This window comes from Bacillus sp. PS95 (assembly GCF_037963565.1).
Taxonomy (GTDB): Bacteria; Bacillota; Bacilli; order Bacillales; family Bacillaceae; genus Bacillus; species Bacillus subtilis.
The window spans coordinates 1,329,714-1,352,037 of record NZ_CP150160.1 but is presented as its reverse complement, the minus strand read 5'-3'; the positions used below and the strand labels follow the sequence as shown (position 1 = coordinate 1,352,037).

At 44.3% G+C, this 22,324-nt stretch carries 28 protein-coding genes and 1 pseudogene; 1 reads left to right on the top strand and 28 read right to left on the bottom strand.

The window, feature by feature from the left end:
* The first annotated feature begins 80 nt into the window (after nucleotides 1-80).
* The gene (spoIISC, locus tag NSQ12_RS07235; RefSeq protein WP_131228329.1) at nucleotides 81-233 is read left to right on the top strand and encodes a three component toxin-antitoxin-antitoxin system antitoxin SpoIISC; all 153 of its coding nucleotides are present in this window, start codon (nucleotides 81-83) and stop codon (nucleotides 231-233) included.
* Here the strand turns inward: spoIISC and NSQ12_RS07230 are convergent.
* From NSQ12_RS07230 to NSQ12_RS07095, 28 genes and pseudogenes are all read right to left on the bottom strand, one after another.
* A complete protein-coding gene (locus NSQ12_RS07230; protein WP_160243250.1) occupies nucleotides 230-1,321 on the bottom strand; it encodes an acyltransferase family protein in 1,092 nt (363 codons plus the stop codon). The genes spoIISC and NSQ12_RS07230 overlap by 4 nt on opposite strands.
* 76 nt (nucleotides 1,322-1,397) lie before the next feature.
* Entirely contained in the window at nucleotides 1,398-2,294 is an 897-nt protein-coding gene (locus NSQ12_RS07225) for an N-acetylmuramoyl-L-alanine amidase (protein WP_339176371.1), read from the bottom strand.
* Between the two features lie 12 nt (nucleotides 2,295-2,306).
* Complete coding sequence (locus NSQ12_RS07220) at nucleotides 2,307-2,570, bottom strand: phage holin (protein ID WP_014479566.1); 264 nt, start codon at nucleotides 2,568-2,570, stop codon at nucleotides 2,307-2,309.
* A gap of 12 nt (nucleotides 2,571-2,582) precedes the next feature.
* Nucleotides 2,583-2,852: a hemolysin XhlA family protein gene (locus NSQ12_RS07215; protein ID WP_015252265.1), complete on the bottom strand. Its 270-nt coding sequence runs from the start codon at nucleotides 2,850-2,852 to the stop codon at nucleotides 2,583-2,585.
* 52 nt (nucleotides 2,853-2,904) lie between these two features.
* Nucleotides 2,905-3,744, bottom strand: a complete 840-nt coding sequence (gene xepA, locus NSQ12_RS07210) for a phage-like element PBSX protein XepA (RefSeq protein ID WP_339176368.1) — start codon at nucleotides 3,742-3,744, stop codon at nucleotides 2,905-2,907.
* 43 nt (nucleotides 3,745-3,787) lie between these two features.
* Entirely contained in the window at nucleotides 3,788-3,952 is a 165-nt protein-coding gene (locus NSQ12_RS07205; RefSeq protein ID WP_339176366.1) for an XkdX family protein, read from the bottom strand.
* The gene (locus tag NSQ12_RS07200) at nucleotides 3,949-4,278 is read right to left on the bottom strand and encodes an XkdW family protein (RefSeq protein ID WP_339176364.1); all 330 of its coding nucleotides are present in this window, start codon (nucleotides 4,276-4,278) and stop codon (nucleotides 3,949-3,951) included. The genes NSQ12_RS07205 and NSQ12_RS07200 overlap by 4 nt, the downstream gene beginning before the upstream one ends.
* Before the next feature lie 1,862 nt (nucleotides 4,279-6,140).
* Nucleotides 6,141-6,404 (bottom strand): annotated as a pseudogene (locus NSQ12_RS07195) (terminase); the annotation flags it as partial.
* Between the two features lie 2 nt (nucleotides 6,405-6,406).
* Nucleotides 6,407-6,679, bottom strand: coding sequence for a hypothetical protein (locus NSQ12_RS07190; RefSeq protein ID WP_029317674.1), 273 nt, complete (start codon nucleotides 6,677-6,679; stop codon nucleotides 6,407-6,409).
* Nucleotides 6,676-7,254, bottom strand: a complete 579-nt coding sequence (locus NSQ12_RS07185) for a YmfQ family protein (protein WP_015483131.1) — start codon at nucleotides 7,252-7,254, stop codon at nucleotides 6,676-6,678. The genes NSQ12_RS07190 and NSQ12_RS07185 overlap by 4 nt, the downstream gene beginning before the upstream one ends.
* A complete protein-coding gene (locus tag NSQ12_RS07180) occupies nucleotides 7,238-8,284 on the bottom strand; it encodes a baseplate J/gp47 family protein (protein WP_015252271.1) in 1,047 nt (348 codons plus the stop codon). Before NSQ12_RS07180 ends, NSQ12_RS07185 begins: the two co-directional genes overlap by 17 nt.
* Nucleotides 8,277-8,702 carry a DUF2634 domain-containing protein gene (locus tag NSQ12_RS07175; RefSeq protein WP_029317673.1) on the bottom strand — a complete coding sequence of 142 codons (426 nt, stop codon included), beginning with the start codon at nucleotides 8,700-8,702 and terminating at the stop codon, nucleotides 8,277-8,279. The genes NSQ12_RS07180 and NSQ12_RS07175 overlap by 8 nt, the downstream gene beginning before the upstream one ends.
* Nucleotides 8,703-8,758: 56 nt before the next feature.
* Entirely contained in the window at nucleotides 8,759-9,025 is a 267-nt protein-coding gene (locus NSQ12_RS07170) for a DUF2577 family protein (RefSeq protein WP_003244812.1), read from the bottom strand.
* Nucleotides 9,025-10,002 (bottom strand): phage-like element PBSX protein XkdQ, encoded by a 978-nt coding sequence (locus NSQ12_RS07165; protein WP_042974276.1) that lies wholly within the window; start codon nucleotides 10,000-10,002, stop codon nucleotides 9,025-9,027. Before NSQ12_RS07165 ends, NSQ12_RS07170 begins: the two co-directional genes overlap by 1 nt.
* Before the next feature lie 15 nt (nucleotides 10,003-10,017).
* Nucleotides 10,018-10,677, bottom strand: coding sequence for a LysM peptidoglycan-binding domain-containing protein (locus tag NSQ12_RS07160; protein ID WP_217024195.1), 660 nt, complete (start codon nucleotides 10,675-10,677; stop codon nucleotides 10,018-10,020).
* Nucleotides 10,670-14,551, bottom strand: a complete 3,882-nt coding sequence (locus NSQ12_RS07155; protein ID WP_339176670.1) for a transglycosylase SLT domain-containing protein — start codon at nucleotides 14,549-14,551, stop codon at nucleotides 10,670-10,672. The genes NSQ12_RS07160 and NSQ12_RS07155 overlap by 8 nt, the downstream gene beginning before the upstream one ends.
* Before the next feature lies 1 nt (nucleotide 14,552).
* Nucleotides 14,553-14,702, bottom strand: a complete 150-nt coding sequence (locus tag NSQ12_RS07150) for a hypothetical protein (protein ID WP_003239113.1) — start codon at nucleotides 14,700-14,702, stop codon at nucleotides 14,553-14,555.
* A gap of 29 nt (nucleotides 14,703-14,731) precedes the next feature.
* Entirely contained in the window at nucleotides 14,732-15,178 is a 447-nt protein-coding gene (locus NSQ12_RS07145; RefSeq protein ID WP_003232676.1) for a phage-like element PBSX protein XkdN, read from the bottom strand.
* A 92-nt stretch (nucleotides 15,179-15,270) separates the two neighbouring features.
* Nucleotides 15,271-15,714: a phage tail tube protein gene (locus NSQ12_RS07140; protein ID WP_003239114.1), complete on the bottom strand. Its 444-nt coding sequence runs from the start codon at nucleotides 15,712-15,714 to the stop codon at nucleotides 15,271-15,273.
* Nucleotide 15,715: 1 nt separating this feature from the next.
* The gene (locus tag NSQ12_RS07135; protein ID WP_339176359.1) at nucleotides 15,716-17,116 is read right to left on the bottom strand and encodes a phage tail sheath family protein; all 1,401 of its coding nucleotides are present in this window, start codon (nucleotides 17,114-17,116) and stop codon (nucleotides 15,716-15,718) included.
* Entirely contained in the window at nucleotides 17,113-17,331 is a 219-nt protein-coding gene (locus tag NSQ12_RS07130; protein WP_339176357.1) for a hypothetical protein, read from the bottom strand. The genes NSQ12_RS07135 and NSQ12_RS07130 overlap by 4 nt, the downstream gene beginning before the upstream one ends.
* A gap of 3 nt (nucleotides 17,332-17,334) precedes the next feature.
* Nucleotides 17,335-17,775: a phage portal protein gene (locus tag NSQ12_RS07125; RefSeq protein WP_339176355.1), complete on the bottom strand. Its 441-nt coding sequence runs from the start codon at nucleotides 17,773-17,775 to the stop codon at nucleotides 17,335-17,337.
* Between the two features lie 12 nt (nucleotides 17,776-17,787).
* Nucleotides 17,788-18,273, bottom strand: coding sequence for an HK97 gp10 family phage protein (locus NSQ12_RS07120; protein ID WP_339176353.1), 486 nt, complete (start codon nucleotides 18,271-18,273; stop codon nucleotides 17,788-17,790).
* Entirely contained in the window at nucleotides 18,270-18,626 is a 357-nt protein-coding gene (locus tag NSQ12_RS07115) for a YqbH/XkdH family protein (RefSeq protein WP_213414430.1), read from the bottom strand. The genes NSQ12_RS07120 and NSQ12_RS07115 overlap by 4 nt, the downstream gene beginning before the upstream one ends.
* Entirely contained in the window at nucleotides 18,623-19,006 is a 384-nt protein-coding gene (locus NSQ12_RS07110; protein ID WP_326147492.1) for a DUF3199 family protein, read from the bottom strand. The genes NSQ12_RS07115 and NSQ12_RS07110 overlap by 4 nt, the downstream gene beginning before the upstream one ends.
* 21 nt (nucleotides 19,007-19,027) lie before the next feature.
* Nucleotides 19,028-19,963 carry a phage major capsid protein gene (locus NSQ12_RS07105; protein ID WP_024572591.1) on the bottom strand — a complete coding sequence of 312 codons (936 nt, stop codon included), beginning with the start codon at nucleotides 19,961-19,963 and terminating at the stop codon, nucleotides 19,028-19,030.
* Nucleotides 19,964-19,988: 25 nt separating this feature from the next.
* Complete coding sequence (locus NSQ12_RS07100) at nucleotides 19,989-20,816, bottom strand: XkdF-like putative serine protease domain-containing protein (RefSeq protein WP_003245836.1); 828 nt, start codon at nucleotides 20,814-20,816, stop codon at nucleotides 19,989-19,991.
* A 19-nt stretch (nucleotides 20,817-20,835) separates the two neighbouring features.
* A complete protein-coding gene (locus NSQ12_RS07095) occupies nucleotides 20,836-22,323 on the bottom strand; it encodes a phage portal protein (RefSeq protein ID WP_029317667.1) in 1,488 nt (495 codons plus the stop codon).
* Nucleotide 22,324 lies beyond the last annotated feature (1 nt).

The window sequence follows — 22,324 nt, the reverse complement described above, 5'->3', positions numbered from 1 at the left end:
CTAAAAGGACAAGGGAAAACAGCTCTTGTCCTTATTCCTTTTCTTAAAGGGTTACATATAATAAATACAAACAGAGGATAATGTCAGGTGATACAGTGAAAAAATTGGTGAGGCGTGTGAAGTTTGTTGATTACGGAAGGTTTGGGCTTTCCGGGTACTCGCTTCGGGTGAGGGAGCGCAGTGCCATGGTAATGAAGCAGCTAAAAAAACGAACAAAAAAAAGCGACAATTAAACAATATGTCGCTTTTTATATTCATCATTTTTATCTGTTTCATTAAAAAGCTTTGCGTACATGATTTCTAAATACTTCATTGGATGGATTATATATTTCACAATTCTGTTAAATGCTCGCGATCCCAAAATAGACGTTACTCCTAATGCCATCGTAAAACATAATACTAATCTAGTATCAGGGTTTTGCTCATTTAACCAGCTGTTATGCGTAAATAACGGGAAGACAAAGATCATATGAAATAAAAAGATCGCTAGTGAGTGTTCTCCCCATTGGGTTAATTTGTTTTTGCCAGCACCAACTGCATTTAATAATAAGAAAATGCCTAACACTGCTAAGGAATAATGAAAGAATACAATAGCAGTATAACTGTGATTCTCTATATGGAATTTTTGATAGCCAAGAAAACCAAAAAACAGCTGATCAAATTTATCATGATGAAAGTCTAATATGATGAATATCAATGCAGAGACAGCTAAAGTGGAAAACAATTTAAACTTAAATTTGTCTAATGAACTATATATTTTACTCATCAGATCGCTTGAACAATAAAAACCAGCCAAGAAAAATGGAAGAAAAACAAAAGTCCTTAATATAGAAAGCGTTTGTGTATGCATATTGCTATAGTATATTTTGATAAATTCTATTATCTCATCTGCGTAAAACCTGGAAAAAAAGCTTGCAACCAGCAATAAAATCAACAATGTCGGTTTTATGACATTTCTGCCGTTAATTTTCTTGAGAATGATAGCTAATGCATACCAGCTGCAGAGACTGACAATATACCACAAATGAGTATGCGGTCTTCCGTAAGTAAATTGAATCACAGAAAAGTTACCTGCGTAGTAACGGTACACACAGTAAAAGGTTTGAAAAATAACATATAACAGAATGAGATTAATAACTTTTTTGATTGATGGCCTTTTGGAAAAATAACCATTTAAAAAAATAAAAGCAGGCATATGGAATGAATAAATGAATTCAACCATATTTTCCAGCCCACTTTTACTAACACCCAGCAAATGGGCAAATACAACCAGAAATATCAATACACCTTTGACATTATTTAATTTAATATCTTTTTGCACAGTAAGACCACCCATAAATACAAAATTCGTCATATTCAGTATGGTTTTACTAGCTGAAGATGTCAATGTTTTCTTTCTACATAACTAATAAGGCACGGATTTTCTCCCTAGTCGCAGGCCCATAGATACCGTCAGCAGTTAAACCGTTAACAGACTGAAAACGGGCAACTGCGTCAGCTGTTTTCGGTCCGTAAACGCCGTCAATTCCGTTGTTAACAGCGCCTTTATCAGGGTAAAAATACAGAGCCGCAAGTGCTCGTTGCACCTGAAAGACGTGTTCTCCTGAGGTATAAGGTGTTGTCAATTGAATGATACCATCAGGGAGCGGATAGGGCTCGGGTTCTTCAGCGGACGATGGAGCACTTACAATTAATACTTGACCAACGCGAATAAGATTCGGGTCTTCGATATTGTTCCACTCTTGCAGCTGAGCAACCGTAACACCAAATGTTCTCGCTATAGATGTAAGTGTGTCGCCCTGTTTCACGACGTAAGTTTGGCTGCCGCCTCCCCCAATTCCTGCTTTGAACGAATCCCACGTATCTAACAATTTTCGCGGACATTCCTTCCCTGACCAATACTTATGAGGGACGACATTGGCGAGACTGATATTTTGTTCAGTCATTAATGTTTTGATAAGCCACTGGGCATTTGCTGTTGCTTTTGCAAAATCTCCATCAGCATTTTCGCAAATTTCAATTCCGATAGAAGCCCGGTTGCCGCTGCCATTTCCGTCTCCCGCATGCCAGCCGTTTTCATTCAAAGGCAGATGCTGATAAATTTCTGTATCATCAACTGTAAAATGCCAGCTTGTCGTCGTATCAGGATTTTTCAAATAGCGGGCATGCGCTGCAGCATCTGCCCCTACTGCGGTATTCGCTGTATTGTGCACCGTAATGTAAAGCGGCGTCATTGCGTAGCCTGGACGGTTATTTGCGCCAACCGGAATAAAGTCTTGAATAATGTTAACCATTTTCATCTCTCCTTATTTCGTCAGATTATTGTCCCTTAACAAGTCGCGCTGTTTTTTCCCTTTTTCTGTTATATAGTTGTTTTTAAACCAAGCGGCAAGTGTCGTTCCAATTGTAAATGCGATGGAACCGGCTGAATAAAGAGCGTCAGCGAGCTGATTGACCTGCTCCTCCTGAATGTCCAATGGTGATTTGCCGAGCATCAGCATGGTCTGGTTGATTAAAGCAATTAAAAGAAGCACCGTCCTGATGACCGTGCCCTTGTCAAACGTGTTCATGAAAATCCCCCTTTAATGCTGCAGCAGGCTGTACATAATGGCGATGGCTCCGCCAATGATGCCTGTAGACACTGCTGTAATGATGGCACCTGTGATGGTGCGTTTAATCCACGTGGTGTTTTCTTCAATTTTGTTTAATTTTTCGTTCAGCGTCATGATTTGCTGGTCTTGCCGGTCAGACACGCGTTCTAATGCGGAAACCCTCTGCTCAAGTGCTTTGTGCTCGCCTTTTATGTCTGCTAAGTCCTGCTGAAACACATTCACATCTGCCTCTTGCTGCATTATTCACTCCTCCTTCACATGCAGATCACCTCCCTTCCGAGAGCCAAAACTGTTATGAAACAGCGGTCCCTTTTACCGAGAGAGTACCGCCGGTGATACTGACGATCTCCATGATGATCTCATTAAACCCTTTAATATCGAAGGCCCATGCCTCAGCTTTTCCTAATGTACTCAAAGCAGTGGTAGCATCATCAGTTTTCACGCCTCTGATCGGAAGTTTCTGTCCTGACACCGATTTGCCCCAAAATTTGACTTCGCTCATTTCTGCTGTGCCGTAGACTTCAACGAGTAAATGCGCGGCACCGTCAACAGGTAAAGCAGCCCCCTCGCCGGCGGACTCTGCATTTTCATGAAAGACAAAGTCAAATGTTTTGCGAGCCTCGACTTTCAGCCGTCCATCGTGTGTTTGATTCTCCGCAAAGTCAATCTGTAAAGGCGTTTTTCCATTGACACGCACATCCATCTCACCCGCACCGACTGATTGGTATAATACAAACTCAGATTGCTGAAGATTCCCGTTCACATAGCGGAAACGGTAATAGCGTTTAGAAAGATATACCCAGTCCGTCGCTGTCAGGACACCTGCTGCGACATTAACTGCTGCTGTCGTTGTCCAAACATTGTTATTGTCACTTTCTTCTATAAAGAGCGTACCTTCACGATCTGCATACGCCCAGCCCTTCACTTTCGAAATCAGAACTGCGCCAAGCCTATCCTGCCCGAGCTGACTGTATGCCTCAGTAGCCTTTAAAGCAGCATTTGTTAAAATCTCCGCTACGCCTGACAAATTCGAAACAGGTGTCACAAAATCATTTTTTCCTCCTCGATAGGGCTTTACAGCGCCGGCTTTTCCAGCCTTATCGAGAGGAAATTCATATTGATACTTCACCATCTTCATCCTCCTTTGATCTAAAAACAGGCAAAATAAAAAAGCCTTACATGGCTTTACCGGTAATTTCTTTATACTGGTCAGTTGTGATCAGCTTTTTGTTCACACCCTCTGTCAGATCCTCAATTGAACAGTCTCGATATGCTAAGGCCTGCTTCACCATATCCGTTGTCGCCCACTCATAATAAAGGGCTAGCACCCAATAATTCATTCAGCATAATCTCCTTTCAAAGAAAGTATGGAAAGCTTTATATCTGACAACTCGCTTCCCAAAGTTTTGTTCAGTTCTTCAAGCTGCTTGCGTGCCAGCTTTTCTTGTGACAATTCTTGAGCGAGAAGCTCCACCTGATCAGGCGGATCGTACGGCGGGTTTTTTTGCAGCTCTTCCCACCAGGATTCGAGTTCTTTTTGTGTTGGGATGGGCGAGCGCAGGTTCCATTTTTCAATGTAAGAACCATTGCCGTCATTCCTCAGTTCAAAATCCTTTCTTGGCACAGCGTCAGGGTATTTGTACATGATTGCGTCGTATAATATCATTTTTGCACCTCCTACCGTGCAGGATAATTTCGGCCGCCAATTTCTGTTATATCAAAATAGTTATACCAGCCTAAACTATCTGTGATATAGCGTTGTGTCTGCCCGTTATATCCGACATATAAATAAATCTCAATATAGTCTCCCTTGTTGACAGATACTGTTGCTGCACCATATATACCTATATTAATGTTCGTATTATCTTCGGGATTCGAAGGGCTTATTCTATAATGCGCGATGTTTTTATATCTACTCCCATTTACATATATAGAAGTTTCATAGTTTGCATATTCTAGATAATTTTCTATATATATACCAGCATTGACTAAATACATTCCGTCATTTGGTACAATAAAACGGTTGTTTGTAGGGTCGAAGCAATTATGGCTATCTTTTATTTTCCTATTAAAATTTACTTTTTGAGACTCGCCTTTTATTAACAACTGTTTTCCAGTAGTACCAATATTCGCGTGAGCAAATCCAGAAATTTTCTGCCATGCCGTCCATCCTGAATCTGCCCACCAATGGCGGATCCAAGAACCTGTGTTAGTAAAATAGGAGCTAGATTCATTTCCAGTTCCATAAAAGTATTGAGAAAATCTATAATTACTGTGTTTTTCATTTTTTACAATACCATAGGTAAGCGGGTATCCTGTTGTATTATTTGCTCCTATATCCATAAAAGTCAGCCCAGCTGGATACTCATTGCCGCTTGTTCTAGCGTCTTGAATTGCATTGGATCCTGTAAGAACTGTTAATTTATTATTCGTATAATTAGAGTCAACATAGTTTTTAGCATCAGCTAAGGCTTTATCTGCTTTAGCCTGAGCGCTGGTTTCAGTTTCAACCTTGTTCCATCCTTGCCATGCAACAGTACTTCCATCATAATAATTCGTAAAAACGTTGTTTCTGTAATCGGTAGCTAAGACCCAACCAAACATACCTTTCCCCTCAGTTGATTGGCTAGTCAAATGAAATACTCCTCTTATTGAAAATGGGGATGGAGCGTTTACAGCTTTTCCATGTGCATAAAATGTGCCCATACCTCTACCTTGATCAATTATTTTTTGAAGAATGTCCTCTCCTTCGTTTGCTGCAATGGACACCCCTCCTATATCACTTGTTATTTTAGTAAGCTGAGCTCCATTCCATTTACTTCTCTCAACAGATGTAATGTGTATTGCTGAGTCCTTAGCATGATTAGATACCTTTTCCTCTGCCCCAGCTGTTGTCTCTAATTCAACCCAATCTGACCAGGCTCCTCCTGAGATCGTCTTTCGATACGTTTTATTTGTATTGTCAAAAGCGATAATTTGCCCGTAATTTCCAGTCGCATTAATTGTCCATATGCCCCTGACTGAAGTGCCGGGGCCGTTTAGTGTATTTGGTGCAGAAGCAAAATGAACCAATCCAGTGTTCTGTGGAACAATTTTATGAAAATCATCTGTTTCGCTTAAGTATAGTTTTCCTTGACCGTTGTCTGCAGTAATTTTAAAAAGCTGGCTGTTATTCCACTTGTCTTTTTCTGCTTGTGTGACATGTATGTCAGAAATGTCTGCATGAGCGTTCACTTTTGTTTGAGCGCCCTCTGTCGTCTCCAATTCAACCCAATTTGACCAGATACCGTTTAAGAGAGTTTTACGAAAAGTTTTATTATCATTTGTCACCACAATTACATGACCATTTAATTTGCTGTCGCTGCAAGTCCAAAATCCTCTTCCTGAGCCGCCTGGTGAATTTAGAGGCGTCCCAGTATAAGAAAAATAAGTCAATGTAGGATAGTTCAACAGTTCCGTATGGAAATCACTCGTTATATTGAACATAGGCTGTCCATCATCTTTTGTAATCTTCGATAACTGACCCCCATTCCATTTCTCTCGCTCTTCCTCTGTAACATGCCGCACCTGATCTTGCTCATGCTTCTCAAAATCCTTCTTCGCCGCCTGCTGCACATTATCTACGTTCCCCAGCCCGATTTGCGCCTTTGTTGTGTTGTGGGGGTTGTTCATGTCGTTTTTGTGGGCGGCCAGGTCGGTGTGGGCGTCTTTTATGCCTTTTTCCCAGCGGTTGACGTCATCTTCGTTGATGGGGTCGTCCGGAAGCCAGTCTGTTTTTTCTTCGTATGCCATGTTTACACCACCTCAAAAGTAAATCTGAAATCGAGTGTTCTGTTTTCGCTGACGTCCAGGTCAGTCTTTCTCTCTGTAATGACGTTGCCCAGCTCGTCAAAAATTTGTACCGTTTCGATATGCTTGATGTCTTCCTCACGTTTTGTCAGAACGGTGACGGTCGCACCGTCAATGGCGAGATCTACTATTTCTGTTTTTTGGCCGTTGAGCAGCACGTGATCGATTCTGCTTTTTAGATCAGCCGCTGTGCGTTCTCTGTATATGGTTGAAATCAAGTTAAGACCACCTCATTATTGTTAAGAGTGACAGAATAACCGACCTTGAGCTCACTGGCTGTTCGGTATCTGCGATGATTCAGGATGACTGTGTCTTTGATTTGCAGCGTCTCGTTCAATCCGCCTCTGAGCGTATACGCCAAATGAGCGGGCTTCATGTTTTCTATCGCTTCGATCAGCTCATTCATGTGCTGGAGGTCATCAACATTGATATCGACGTTAAATCGGTATTCGCCGGGAAGCAGGCGGACCTGTGCAGACGGGTTTTTCAAGAAACGGTTTACCGCCTGCTCAATGGCCCTGTATGTGATGGGCGGGATGTTCGACATTTTGGAAATGAGCCGCAATCGTCTGATCTCATCAGTGTCGCCTGATTCCCGCGGGACGTTTAAAATTTTTTCCCAGCGGCTGAGCCCCCAAGTCGCCGTCGGCACGAATAACTGATCCGTCAGATCAAATATGCTGTCATTTTGTTTATCAAACTCAGGCGCTTCCGCTTTCAGCAGCTCAGCCATTTCTTTAAGGCTGGTGAGAAACGGCGGCAGATACGCTGTCATGTCATCTTGTTTGCTCAATGATCTTCACCTGCCCAAGCTTAGGAATTTCCACGTCGCTCAGCACCAGATTTTCAGACGTGCCGTTGATTTGAATATTGGAGTAGTCACTGACTGATGGTGAATTATAGACGATATTGTTAATTTGAGAAAGGCGGATGACGTTATCTTCAAACGCCATTTTCTTAAAGAGATTTAAAACGCCTTCCTCAATTTCTGACTTCACTTCATCAATTGAGTGATTGATCTCAGGCAGCACTTCGGCAGAAATCTCAACTTCTTTCCAGACCGCGCTCTCCACTGTGACAACGGCTCCGATTGGCGCCTGTCCCTCTCCCTGCCCTGGTTCAGGGTCGATATAATCTTTCACTTTTTGAATTAAAATTTGAGAAGCGGGCTCAAGATTCGCATTCGTGACGACAATTTTGACCGTGCCTTCACCGTTCCAAAGCGGGAAGATCTTTGCCTTGCCCACACCGTCCACTTCCTCAGCCCACTCTTTATAATGCATTTTATTGGCACTGACGGCCTCACGCCGAACCCTTGTAAAATACCGTTCTCGCAAGCTGTCATCTCCCTCTTCCTCGCGCCCCGGAATCAGGATTTCTTTGACAATGGCCGTTTCTAAACCGGGAATGGTATCCAATGACAGTAAATTGCGTCCGGTCAGATTGGCGTTTCCCGCTTCACCAGGTGTTTCACAGATGAGCGTCCCGTCTGCCGTATATTGAAAATAAAGATTATCCACGTAAAAGCGGGAGCCGACAGGAATAGTAACTCCAGATGTAAACTCTCCCGCTCTGACAGCCTTTGTCGCGGCAGTTCTTTCAATTCCCGCTTCCGCTGCACGCCTGTCTAAAAATTCGCCTTGTGCGGTATCAGAAAAAACTAGCTCAAGCACAGTATCCAGCCATATATAAGACTTCGCAAGCTCGGCCGCCGCCGGGGCTAACGCATTATAAATGACACTGCCTTCTCTTGTATCAATATCTGCGGAAATGCTGTTCAGCATACGCTCCATAATCGCTTCAAAAGTCTGATCTTCAAACATCTTCGCCAATCACCTCCTCAATCTCAAGCGTTCCTTCATCCGTCTCCACCACGAAGGACACATGAAACGCGGCGCCTTGTTTTTCAATCTCAAAATCTGTTACAGCCGATATCCGGTCATCATAAACCAGCGCCTCTTCTATCAGCCTCGGGATCTCCATCTTTTTATAGGCATCAGTTGTCTCATGATCGGTCAGCACGTCCTGAAGCTCGTTTCCGACATTATGGCTGTATATGGAATACGCATAGCGTTCTGTCTGTAAGGCGATATACACGAACTGCCTGATCGCTTCAAGTCCGGTAATCAGCTCATTCGTAATTCTTCCGTTTTCAAAATCTATTTTGTACGTTTGCGAGGTTTCAATGATTTCACTCACATCTTCAATATCTTCAAACTCCACTTCTGGTGTCAGGGCCATGATGCCCACTCCTTTTACATGCTAAATAAAAACCCCTTCGTACTGAAGCGGTTTGTCTATACCTTATCTAAAATAAAAAACGATTGCCCGCCAGTCAGAGCCGCGGTCATGAGGCGATCCCCCGGCTCGAGTGCATCGTCTCCTCCGGACTGCATTCGTTTTGGGATAATGATGGCGTCTTCCGGTATGATCAGTTTGCTGTTTTCTTTTAATTTGATTTCCACAGGAGAAACCGAAACAACTTCAGCCGGGAGCAGTTCTACCGGAGACTCAGCGTCAACTGCGCCGACTGCCAAATGTTTTATAGCCTCACTTAATCTCATCAGGAAACTCCTTCCGGCATCGTATTCTTTTCGACAACATCGATCGTCATCGTATGTTTCGTTCCTTTAAATTCATGCCGGTCCGTATCTACCCAATAGGTTTTCTTGATGCCGGCCTCCGGAATCGAAATATAGACAGGCAAGCCGCTCTGCACTTCTGGGATGCCCACTGCCTGAATATTTTTCAGTTCTTTTTTCACGCCCTTTTTTTCAGCAAGACGTACATCTGCCCGCTGCTGAAGCTGTGCCTGGTTGATGTCATCTGTGACCGTTTCCGTATATTGAAGCACACCGTATTTATTTAAGCCTGAACTGTCCTTAGCAGAGGCTTTATATGTCTTATTGTCCTGTTGCCGGCGAAGCACCACCCGAGTAGCAGTGTCGTTTATAGAAGTGCTGTATTGGTAGCCTGTGATATTGACGCCCGTTTCAAGCACCCATACCTCTGACGGATCTGGCCAAGCGCGCAGACCGAGCTTTCCTTTTTCCGAATACAGCTGGTAATGTCGTCCTGTCTGGCTTTTCGTCTGTTTCAGCGCTTTTAATATGATGTCATACAATGTCGTATCATTTTTAATGACAAGACTTTTGATCGTATGGCCTGTGTTCGCGATCGAGGTTGTCGGTATCTGGAAGTCACTAGCAATCCTTCTGATGATCTGGTCGGCCCGCTGATTGGAAAACACGTACATATCCTGGTTTTTGACCAGGTACTGCAGCATGTCATAAGCGCTGAAGGCAAGCGTATGCTCGTCCGGGGTTCTTGCAAAAACAATGCCCCGAAACAGCTCTTTTCCCTTCCATTTAAACAAGACCGTATCTCCTTCTGAGACACTGTAATACGTCTGGTCGCCCTGCTTGGTGACGATGGTCGCTTCAATGGAACGCGGCGCCTGATAACGATGGCCTTCAAGCGATACGCTTTCTGCAACCAGCTCAAGCCACTCTGTGTCTTTAATGACGAACAGTTCTATCATCATACATCACCTGTTTCATTGCGGTATCTTTAATTTTTGGCCGGGAAAAATCCAGTGGCCCGGCTGCCTGATGTTCCGTTTGCTTCGTTTGATCATTGCTGTTTTATTGGCGTTCCAAATTTTGCGCCATTGGTTGCTGTTCCCGTAAAATCTGCCTGCAATGTCCCATAGCGTGTCTCCCTTTTTGACTGTGTACGTCTTCGGCGCAGCCTTCGACGGACGTTTTGCCTTTGTTTTTTTCTTCTGCTTGATTTTCCGCGGGGAAGCGGTTTTGTATTCTTTTAATTGAATATCAAAGGAACGATCACCTATATCCTGCTGGCCTTCGCTATAGGAAAAACCTTCAATACTGCATGTTAAATTCACTTTAGTTCCCGTAATCAAAAACTGAACCGGTTTTTTGGCCTTCATCCATTTTTCAATTTTTGTTATCGCATTTTCCGGCGACGGGAAGTTTTGATATTCTGCTATCGGACTGTATTTCTTCGGAAAAAAAGAAGAGAACGAAATTTCTTTCGCTCCCTGCTCGTCAATAAATGTAAGGTCACCGAACTTGGCTACTTTAACCGTCTCATTCTGAACTGTATTTGAAATACTCAGCTGGTCGGGAAGAACGGGGAGCCGCAGCTTGTCCTTCCCTTGTGAAATCCAAAATTCATATACGGATTTAGTCAAATGCAACGACTCCCTTCGTTCCAATATTGATATCCTTTTGCAGTTCGTCTATAAGCGCCTGCTTGATTTTCGCTGCAAGGCTTTCAGCGTCCTGTCCATTATGGAAGTGCTGGTCTCCGTTAAATTGAATATAAATCTCTTTTGATCCGGAAACCGTTGCAGTCGGCCGGCTAGCCGAGGTAACAGCTGAAACTTGTCCTGAAGAAAGCTCAGACTGCTGGGATTGAGACGGATCTGTCACTTCCATACCAAGAGCCTGTGCCGCTCTCTGAAGAAGGTAGCGACCGCGGATGCCCCGTTCCTCTGGGATGATCCATTCCCGCTTGTTTCCTTCACCGACACGGGCAATTTGTTCTTTCGTGATCAGCCCGCCGTTTGCATAACCGACATAAGGACCGCCACGTTTCAGGCTTTTAATGCCAGGTACATTATCAATTGAGCCGTATCTGCTTTTGATATAGCCGATCGCGGCAGCAGCGTTGTGAATCGGATTTCTAATGTTACCCATGCCCGGTGCTTTATGAGCATTAAATGTGGTCGGAACTGTCTGCATGAGTCCTTGTGATGGATTTCCCGCCTTCGCGTTGCTATCCCACAGGTTAATAGAGTTCGGGTTGCCCCCTGATTCATACTGTGCAATCGTCATTAATCCCGAGAGCCAGCTCAATGGTGTTTTTGTGGCCATCATTGCAGCCATAAGCCACTGCTTCACATTTCCACCTACTGCATCCATTCCGGAATAAGCAGCTGCCAGTGATCCAGCTTGCTTTTCAGCATATTTTTTCACATCGACAGAATCCAGTCCTTTTACAACACCGACAGAGGCAAAACGCCCCAAGCTCATCATGACTCGAGAAGGCGAATGGATATCTAATTCTTCACGGAAAGCCTGCTCCACTCTCTTGGCCATATCCTTTGCTGCTTGTTTTACTTCACTGGATTTAGAATTCATGCCTGTCACAAAGTTTTCGACCATGCCTGAACCCCAGCTGTTAGATGTGTCTTTTGAACGCAAGAACGGTTTGTCAACATGTGTACTCACATACTGTGCAGTCCCTGTTTGGGTTGAGTTTTGTCCTTGCGCAAAGCCTTTGACCGTTCCTGTGCCCCATGAAGACGATTTGTTCACAGTGGCTTGGTACGGCGTTTTAACTTTTGATTGCAAAAAGCCGTCCGTTCCGGTTGCAGTGCCGTTTTGGCCCTTGGCATACCCGCTTACCATTTGTTTACCGTAATTTGGTGAAGCAGAAATCATTTGTGTAAATGGCGTATTGATGTTTTTCTTTTTCCAGTCTTCCATTTTGACAGGTTGGTTACTTATTCCCTTGTCAAAGCCCTCTGAAAATTGCTGTCCGAGGTCTGAAGCTTGTCCGTTAAGGCTAGATGTGTTAATAGAAGGTGACATTGAAGCAGAATGGCTGCCAACAGTGTTTAGAGCTGTACCACCTGAAAGTGTAGAGGCTGATGCCATATCATCGACCACATGCATGCCCAATTTCGATGCGGCTTGCGCTAACAGCATTTTGCCGCGGCCGCGATTGTTGTCGACTGGAATGACAAATTCCTTACCCGCTTCACCGATCCAAGAAATAGTTGGTTTCGTAATAAAACCACCTGAGGCGTTTTTATCAGTTTTCATTCCAAAGTCTCTGTGAGCTTTCTCTCGTCCATTTTGAAAATGCTCTACCTTTTCTTGAACCCAAGACTTCACTCCGCCGCCCAATTTTTGAGCAGTTTTTACTACCTTCCCGCCTGTAGACTTTATTGCATCCCAAGAATCTCCTAATATATTTTTTCCCCACTCTTTTACTGAATCCCATTTTCCAGACCACCAGTCTTTATTAAATAGGCTGTCCTCAAGTGTAGATTTGAATTTTTTCCAAAGTGACTTTGTATTTTCCCATTTTTCCTTTGTCCAGCCTTTAACACCTTCCCACTTACCGGACCACCAATCTTTATTAAAGACTGTTTCTTTTACTTTCGACTTAATTGATTCCCAAACAGAAACGGCACCGTTCCATTTTTCTTGAGCCCAGCTCTTAACGCCTTCCCACTTACCGGACCACCAATCTTTATTAAAGACTGTTTCTTTTACTTTTGATTTAACAGAGTTCCATACAGAGGAAGCTTGATCCCATTTTTCCTGTGTCCAACCTTTTACCGATTCCCATTTTCCGCCCCACCAATCACTGTTGAAAAGCGTAGACTCTAATGTACCGTATGCATAACCAGCTTTTTCAGCCCACCAATTTGAGTCAAAAAAAGTAGTAGAAGCTGTATCTTTTATATTAGTCCACGTATCACTAAGGCCTCCGAGAGTATCACTCGTTGTTGTTTTAACACCTGTCCATTTTTCATTCCACCAATCACCATTAAATAATGTATTTGAAATGTTCTCTTTGATTTGAGAAGTATCAAACATCTTACCAATGTTCTTACCTGCTTCTTCGCCGCCGATTCCGCCTACTAATCCGCCGCCAATTCCGCCGATTGCCCCGCCGATTGCTGTACCTTCCGGACCAACGAAAGATCCAATCGTTGCACCAGCTTCCGCTCCGGCTGTTGCACCAGCTTCCGCTCCGGCAATGCGTCCTCCGATTGAACCAACCTTTTCGCCAGCATTATCTTTATTGATTCCAGCTAAATCAAACACTGCTAAAGCAGATCCTACGTATGGAACAGCCTTTCCCATTCCTCTGAACGCTTTTCCTAGTTTGGATGAATCCTTCCCTAGCGATTTTAAGCCTCCAAGCCAGTTCTTTAACTTGGAACCCGAGGTCCTAGGTGCACTTTCAGCAGGTGTGCCGCTTTGGCGTCTTCTTATCACCTCTCCAGGAACCTTGAGTGTTCTGTTTGGAGCCTTTGTGGGACTTTTCTTTTTTCTATAGGTTTTTTTATTTTTAGTGCTCGGATTGAGGCCGCCGCCTTCACAGCAGTCACAGCAACAATTTCCTCCTGTATTACGGTTAAGGACTTTTTTATCTGTGTCAGAATTTTCACCAGAATCGTCCTTTTTTTGTGGTCCTAGAATTTTATCAATGATCTTATCAAACACATCATTTTTCAGCTTTTCTATCAATCTCTCTTTGAAACGATCCAAAAAAGCTTTGCCTATTTCATTGAGTGTATCTTTAATCCAAGGCCAAGCTGATTTTGTCCACCAATCCTTCAGCCAGCCTTTTATTTTTCCGACCCATCCAGGTTTTTGATCTGAGCTTTTATCAGAGCCTTTATCTGAGGATTTATCTGATTCTTTCTTAGAAGTTTCTTTGTTAATCGGGCTTTCTTTTTTATTGATTTTGTCTGATATTTTTGTCTTAACAACCACTTTTACATAATAGGTTTTTTCAAATTTCCTTAGAAGGGCTGTTAATCGATTAACTGTTTTGGTGATTTCATCGATGACCTTTAGTTTGACTGTGTATCCGTTTTTCAAATTTTTCTTAATATAACCGATAATCCTTTTAACTGTAGAAGTAACCTTGTCATCTGGAATCAAAAGGAATGATAGCTTTTGATTAGATAGCATCTTCTTTATTTTTTTATACGCAGCTGCTGTCCGGTCTACCAAAGAGACAGTCAGCTTCGTTTCTTTCGGCAGCCGTTTAAGTTTTCTTTCAATTTCTTCAAGCTTTGAAGTGACTTGGTCATCAAGTACAACTTTAATTTCAAGCGATTTCGCGAATTTTAAAATGATATAGTCGTTTATTTTTCTCAGCCGGTAAAATGCCTGATCTTCCGCTCTGATACTGATTTTGATTTGCCGATTAATGGTTTTGACTTTTTTTTCGACCTCTTGGAATCCTTTATGTATCCGTTTTAGTTTTTTAGATACCTTGTCTTCGAGATCAAAACGGGCTGTTAATTTTGCGATATTAGTTCCCTCCTCTCCTTGATTCTTTTTCTAATAGATCTAGCTTATAACCTATCAACCCAAATAAAAGAGCTTTAAAATGTTTTGGTGCTTCATATAATTCAAGAAGTTGGGATGGCGAGTAATGAAGCTCATGCATTGCATAGTACAAATACACAGCTTCCTTATCGCCATCCTTTACTAGTTTTTTGCTTCTTCTTCTAGATCTTCAAGATCATCTTCAAAACCATTGATTTCAATTGCTTTATTCAGCCAGTTCGCATACTCTCCCCCAACAGATAATACACGTTTGGCAACTTCTACCGGATCCGCAGTTTTGTATGCTTCCCTTAAATCTTTTGAACGAAAATCAGGATAAATAGTAGATTCAATGGCAATTCTCGCATAAAAGCGCTGGGAGTCTAAATCTTTGACGCGGCCGCGGCCTTTCACATTTTTAAATGTGGTGTTTTCTTTCTCTAATTCATCAATCCGTTCAGTAGTAATTGGTTTTAAAATAAACGGAATGACATTCCCTTTTTTATCAACAAAACGCTTTGAGATCGGCACTTTGATTTCCTCAGCTTCAATTGTTTTTCCCGGCATAAAAAAGGAAAGATCATATACGTTTTCGTTCTTCTCGCTCATGTAAAAAACTCCCTTGTCTATTGTTTGGTTTCATCTTGTAAAAAAACAGACCTTTCTGAGAAAGGTCTGTGTATGGGCTGATTCAGCTTTTATTAAAACGTGTCAGATAGCTTTTCAGGGACGTCGAAGTCTTCGAATGTAAATGGAACTTCTTCCTCTAACGCTTCTGAATCGACATCAAGGCTTGCGATTTTGGCAGAGTCAAAGTTGACGTCGTACAGCGTGACTCGCTCTGTGCCCCGGCCTGAGGATTGATCATCCAGCACAGCTTGAAGTGTGAAATAAGGGTCGCTGCCTTTTTTGACATAGTCCATCATCAGGATCACGAATTTTGATGTGACTTTGTAGAACGTCGCGGTCCCTGTTCCATTTGCTCCTGTTGTTTTATGGCCTGTCATGCGGCGGCCCATAATGTTGACTTCAGACTTGTTTTTCTCGACGTTTGCTTCAAATGTTTTGATATGCGCCATTTCCTCACCATCGAGAAATAAGCGGCCTTCTTTTCCTGAGATTGTGTTTTGTGCTTTTAATGCCATATTAGTTTACCTCCACATTAAAGTAGAATTTTTCTGCTGCATCGACAGGCTGTACAGCCAGGTCAATCAAGAAGCCGTCACGATCTTCATTCATTGAAATTGTGATATCTTCATCGGAATCAAAGCCAGTGATGCCGCCTGCATCCTGAAGTGTTGTCATGTATTGCGTGATCATCGTTTTTACATACTGCAGTCCGTCTTCAGATGCCGGGATATCGCTTCCGCTGCCTTTTCTTGATTTAATTAAGGCTTTCAGCTCGCGTGTTAAATCATTATTCACAGCATCCAGGACACGAACGATTTTGTTTTTCGCAAATTTCTTGTTTTTCTCAGCTGTGAACGTCACGAGTGAGTTAATATCCTTTTCTACACTGACGGATTTATCGCGGGCGTCGAATGTGAATAATAATTCACCTTTGCCCAGACGTTCAACAATCGTATCGTGGTCAAGGCGGTGTAACACATCAACGGCGCCTTCGTACTCTACAAATGTAAGTGATTGGTTAAAGGTTGCTCCTGCACTCGCTCCAGCAACCCAAGCTGTTGCTTTGTCGGGTGTAACTTCCGTGCCATCTTCAAGCAGCACACCCTCGGTTACGTTGATGATGCCTTCATAATCACCGGCATAATTGGCTGTGACGCCTTGCACTTTTTGTCCTTGGCCGTCGCGCAGGCGTTTAATGAAAGCAGCAAACGTCGCCTTCAACTGGTCACCTTCTGCAACAGGCAGCGCAATCACATCAAAGCTCTCCGTTTCAGCCGCGGCTAAGAAATCTGTATAGTCGGAGTTGACAGGGGCTTTATCCGTACCGCCAGATAAACGGATTCCCGCGGATGCATTCAGCGTCTCAGCTGCAGTGTCTCCTTCTGATCCAGTGAGAGGAATCGTTGAAGAAAGATCGCCTGTTCCGGTAAAAGTGACATAGCCGTTAGCTGTTAATTCTTCAGCCTTTTTGACAGTCTGTTTATCAACCTCTGATTCGTCCATATATGTTGTCACATCGAAAGAATTAGCATCCAGCACATTTTGATTGATGCGGATGATAATGTCATTTCCTTTTGTTCCGCCATATACTGCAGTTGCTTTGACGCCTTCAGCAATATCAGCAGACGCTCGGACACCTTCGGTTAGACGGTACATCAATACCGTTTTCGCATTTTTCTTCGCTTCACGCAGCAGCAATAAAGACGGGTCATCGATGCTGAGGCCCACTTTTTTGTTTAGGTCTTCAACACTGGAAATGGAGACGAACGTTTTCGCTTCGCCCCAGCTTGATGCGACCGGAAGTGCGACTGTTCCCCGTTCACTGAGTGATACCCGCTCCTGTGCCGTCGTTTTAAAGTTAAAATAAATGCCTGCACGTTCTTTTTCTTTGCCTGTTGTAAATGTTCCGCCATTCATGATGACATGACCTCCTTGGTTAGAAATGTTTGAATCAATTGGTAGGCTTCTGATTTCGTCATACGTGGTTGATCCACGCCAAATAAAGCCCCCTGAAGAATATCCGGCTTAACGCCGAACAGTTCCTTCGCGTGCTTAATCAAATCCGCTGTATCAAATAGAGCTTCCCGGCTCTTTGTATGTACAGCCTTCTTCTGTTGTTTGTCCTTTGACACCGTTTATTTCACCCCGCTGTTCATGTCGATATCCTGTAAGACAGGCTGTTCTGTTTTGTGATAATAATATCGGCTGCTCCACCTGATCACCATGGCCGCCTCGCCCCTGTCCCCTACCCTTGTCTCGATTTGGGAGATGCGAACCATATCCCCCGTCTTCTCGCCGGATTCACTCAGCAGCGGAATCATATTTCTCGCTTCTCTGATGGCATCCGCGAGCCTGTCCGCTTCATCCAGCGCCTGAACGGAGTCCAGATGAAACAGTTTTACATTGAGACTGTAGGTTTTTTTAAATGTGGAGAGCGTATCTGTTTCCTCGAAAACAGATGGTGGCGGGACATATAACGACGGCACCTGAAAGTGATCAGGAAGCTCGCGTTCATAAATGGGAACAGACAACCGGCTGTACAAAAACGCCATGATCGATCCTGTTTCACTGTTCATCCTGCTCCTCCTTTACAGCTTCTTCAGCCACTGGCGCAGTTTGCTTTCCAGCGATTTTTCAAACAGCTGTTCATATAAAAGCAGTGCATGATCCCAGTAGCTCGTGCCCGGTATCCATTTTCTCTTGAGCGCCATTCCCGTTGAAGCCGCTGGATCATAAATAAACCGTGAGCCTTGAAAACGCCCCGGCACCCATCTCACATCTTGTTTTGACGTCCAATGGCCGTCATTAAGAAATGAGGCGTAATCAAGCTGTGTCCCCACCTCAAGCGAAAGCCCGCCGCTTTGCACAATCCAGAGATTGTCCTCTGCGCCTTTCTCAAAGGAACTGAGCAGTTTTTCTGTATCAATCGTTTGTGTGCTGATGAGTTCAGATTGGACGATCTCCAGAAAATCTTGCCCGCACTCCTCAAACCACCGGGACGCCTGTCTGGAAAAACCGCCTGAAGCCGCTTCTTTTAATGCCGTGTTCAGCTGTTTCAATCCCGCTATTTTCATAGGCTTTCATCCCTGACTGCGACGACCTCCCAATGATGATGCCTGATCCTTTTCGGCAGCTTTAATATATATTTATGATTCTCCCAAATGATTTTATCGTTCACGCGGATGTCCGCTGACAACGGAAAATGGACGAGAAAGCTATGATATACAGTTTGATCCGGCTCCTCCTGAATCAGCTGCTGCGTTTTTTCGGTAAAATAACAAGGGACATCTTGTTCATCGGGTGTCTCCGGATATGAAATCACCGGCTGCAGCCTGTCTGCCGGAATCCCAAATCGGCCTGCAGACGGCGCTTGCGCTGCTTCATGATAAATATCGCAGCGGTGAATGAGCATCTGCTTGTAGCTCATAAAGATCTCACCTTCAGTCTGGAGGATTCAGGGACGTAGCCCGGCTTGATAAACTCTTCGAGCAAATGATACACCTCAGGCCGCTGAATCCCGCCTTCTCCGGAAACCGTGTAGGAATAATCCCCCATTTTCTCAGACTGATAGCTTGATGAGGCAGATTCATCGCTGTTGACAAGCGCAAAATACTGGGCAAGCTTTACTAAAGCCAGCTTCACCTTGCCGGGCAGCGGATCATACAAGCTGTCTTCAAAGCGGTGGCCCGTGAGGAGAGCCGCTTCTGCCTCCGCCTCGATGATATCCTGCGCCAGCAGCTCTTCCGGCCTGTTTTTCACCCGATCATAGACCGAATAGGAGGCTACGTCAGTCGGTTCAATGAGCATGAGCTGACCACCTCGTTTCTATTATTCTTTTACGTTAATTAATTTCGCGCAGGCATCCTCTTCTTCGAACTTGCTGTCCAGCTTGGCCGTTAAGACAATGATGAACTTACGGGAGCGGATGTCTTTGTCGACTTCAATTCGGATATTGCGGGAGAAGCCGAGAATGATATTTTTCGGATGTGTGAGAATGATATCAGAAGCGTCATATTGCGCGTCTCCCTCACCGACTGTGTACGGCTGAATATTGGATACCCCTTTGACCGGCACGCCGAATGCTGTTGACAAGCCGCCCTGAACAGCCTGGTCCCCAAGGTTTGTCTGGCGGTCTGCCACGCGGTCCTTCCATTCAACTTCTAGGCCGTGAGACGTATAGAATCTGAATTCCTGAGGGATGCGCAAATATTTTGGCGGAACTGCCTTTAAGCCTTTCTTGAATGTCGCTCTGGACAGTTCTTCACCGTTCATGTCAACGATATGGGAAACCGCCTGTTTGCGGATGCCGTCCAGCTGCGCCAGATACGGATCAGCTGATGCTGTATCGCCGTTAACGATCAGCTCTTCAATATCAACTGCTGCGCGCTCTGCTAAAATTTGCATGATCGTCTGCTGCAAGCCGTCTTTTTCAATATTGTTTTCAAGTGTGTCATACGTAATGTTGATTTCCGCAATGACTTCCTTCGTGTTCAGCTGGACCGTGCTTGTCGTCGGAACTGTCAGCTCGTCGTTTGACAGTGCTTTTCCTTCTTGCGCAGCCCGCAGAATACGCTGGCCGAAGCCGATTTTTTCAAATTTTTGCGAATCGTTTTCCATTTGAATCACGCGGGATTCACTGAAAATGGTCGGCGTGTTTTGCACCATGCGGATAAAAGCCGATGCTTGCGAAGGGTTCATTAGCCCGCCGCTTTTTAAAGCAGAAAGCGACATTTCCGCTTTCCGAATGATCTCTTGATTTCTCAATTGATTTCCTCCTCCTTGACTGGTTTTACAGCAGTCCGCTCCAGATTGATTTTTTGACTTGCTCTGTATTGCCGCCCGTATCGTCCGCTGTCTGCTTAGACGCGCCTCGCGCTTTTTCCAAAGCCTCGATGCGTTCGATCAGCGGGGCAAGCATGTCTTCAACGAGCTTTTTCAGACGCTCGTCATCACCCGTCTGCTCCGGCTTTTCCTCCGTGTCTGTGTTTTTTTCAATCCGCTCAAGCCGTTTGAGCAGAGGGTAAAGCGCATGCTCGAATGATTCTTTCATGTCTTCTTTTCTCATTTCTTCAGTCTCCTTCCCTGTTTTGTCAGCAAGCATTTGCTTGAATACACTGAAGAATCCCGCTTTTTCAACCGGTTCTTCCTCATATACATCTGCAGTGCCCGCCATGCTGTAGCCAGTGATGATTCCAGCCTTGATCTGTTCCCACACCTCGTCTGACGCTCTTGTCACGAGCACCCATGAGCCCTTTGTAATCCGCTTTGACCCGATCATAAAATCATCGGGCGCCACATAGGACTCGACCACGACGCCGGTTCCGCCCTCAAAGCTGTGATTGATATCAATCTCCCGTGCCTCCGCGAGAAAACCGTGCGCCGCTTTTTCAATTTCCTCGGCGGTCATAAAATCGCCGTGGGCATCAGGAACATCAGGCTCATACACGATTCCGTACACGAGCTTTTGTTCATCCTGCTCACTTTTTGTAAACAGCCGAACCTTTTTTTCAAATGACGGAGGTTCGGCTGACTTCGTAAAGAAAAATTCTGTCTGGTTAGCCGCCTTGTCTACATAACTGACAAAGCTGATTTTGGCATTTCTTAATTCTCGCGCCACCTGCTTGATTCACCTCCCTTCAGGACGTTTTGATATCTTCGATGCTTTCTTTCAACTCCTGCATGAGCGCAGTCAGGTTTGTCTTTTCCGCATCCTGTCCTGCAGGCCGTTTATAAATGTCCTCCGGCCACTCCTCAAGTGTTTTTCCAAGCACCCGTCCGGCAAGGTCGCGTAAATCATTCGGCGAGACTGCTCCGGCTGTAATAAAAGGACCGAGCACCTTCGCAATCTCAAGCGGATCACGAAAGTCCGGTCCTTTTAATGTCAGCCTGACGTCATGGATATTCAGCTCCGGCAAAAGCAGCGTGTTCAGTTTATTCACGAGCGTTTTTCGCTCCGGCTGAAAAACCTGCTCCTCCGTAATTTTTCTAGCAGTATCAGCTGTCGCCCGGTTATATTCCTGGGCCTCGCCTGTATACAGCGGCGGGAGACGGAACGCGGAACGCAGCTTATTTCTGCTTTTTTCATCGTATTCAAGAAACAGGGCGTCGTTTTGGAGAATTTCCGCCAAGGATTTGATTTCCACGGAAACCGGCGTAATATCCTCGCCTCCGTGGAGATCCTTTTCTTTTGCGATTCCTTCTGCTTCGATCAGGAGAAATTTATGGGCGTTTTCCACACCTTCAAGATCATTCATGTATTCCTGCAGTTCCCGGTAAGAAGCTTCAGACAGCATCCCGTTTTCCACTGTAATCGCAGCGGGGACGTGACGCCCCTGCTTAAAATACATAAAATTGAGCTCTTCTGCTTTTCGGGCCCCGTATAAATTGACAATATTGCCGATCCAGCGGGGTACACCGTATACGCCGCTTCCGATTTTGAGGTGAATGGCTTCATTTGCTTGATACTTCTCTGCCAATGTGTTTACATATTCACCTGTACGCATATCCATTTTTCGCGGATCGCCGTATTCTTTAAAAAATACTTTCTTTCCATTAATCATCTGCACATATTTTCGGAAGCGTTTTTGCCTTTTGATCCTTTTCATTTTCCCGTTTTCTTCATATATAAATGAGACCTCAACAGGCTCGCCAGCTCCGCATACACGCATATATTTCACATCTAAATATTCGATGCCGGCAGGTTTTCCCGCCCCGTCGCGAAGCACTTCCATAAATCCGTTGCCTGTTTTTTCTCTGTCTTCGATGGCATAGCCTAAAATCATTTCAGCTGATTCATCAAAGTGAAGACATTTATAAAAGGCTTCGAGTCTGGCCCAGTCTTTTTCCGCTCTTTTCTTTTTTGCCTGATCGACATCACTTGCGTTGACATCAAATGTGTACTCAACATCGAATCCAAAGCCTGTAATATTCACTCTGTACGCATCAATGCATTGCTGAAGAATGGTCGAGTATTCGGCAATGGTTTTGAGCTCGATGATATTGTAGGGCGGAGCGATAATGTCCTCTCCGTACAGCTCAGAAAAGTCATCTTCATAGATTTGCTTTGTCTGAGGAGCGGCGGCATTGGCTTTAAATACAGTTGCTCTGACTGTTTGATTGTGCATG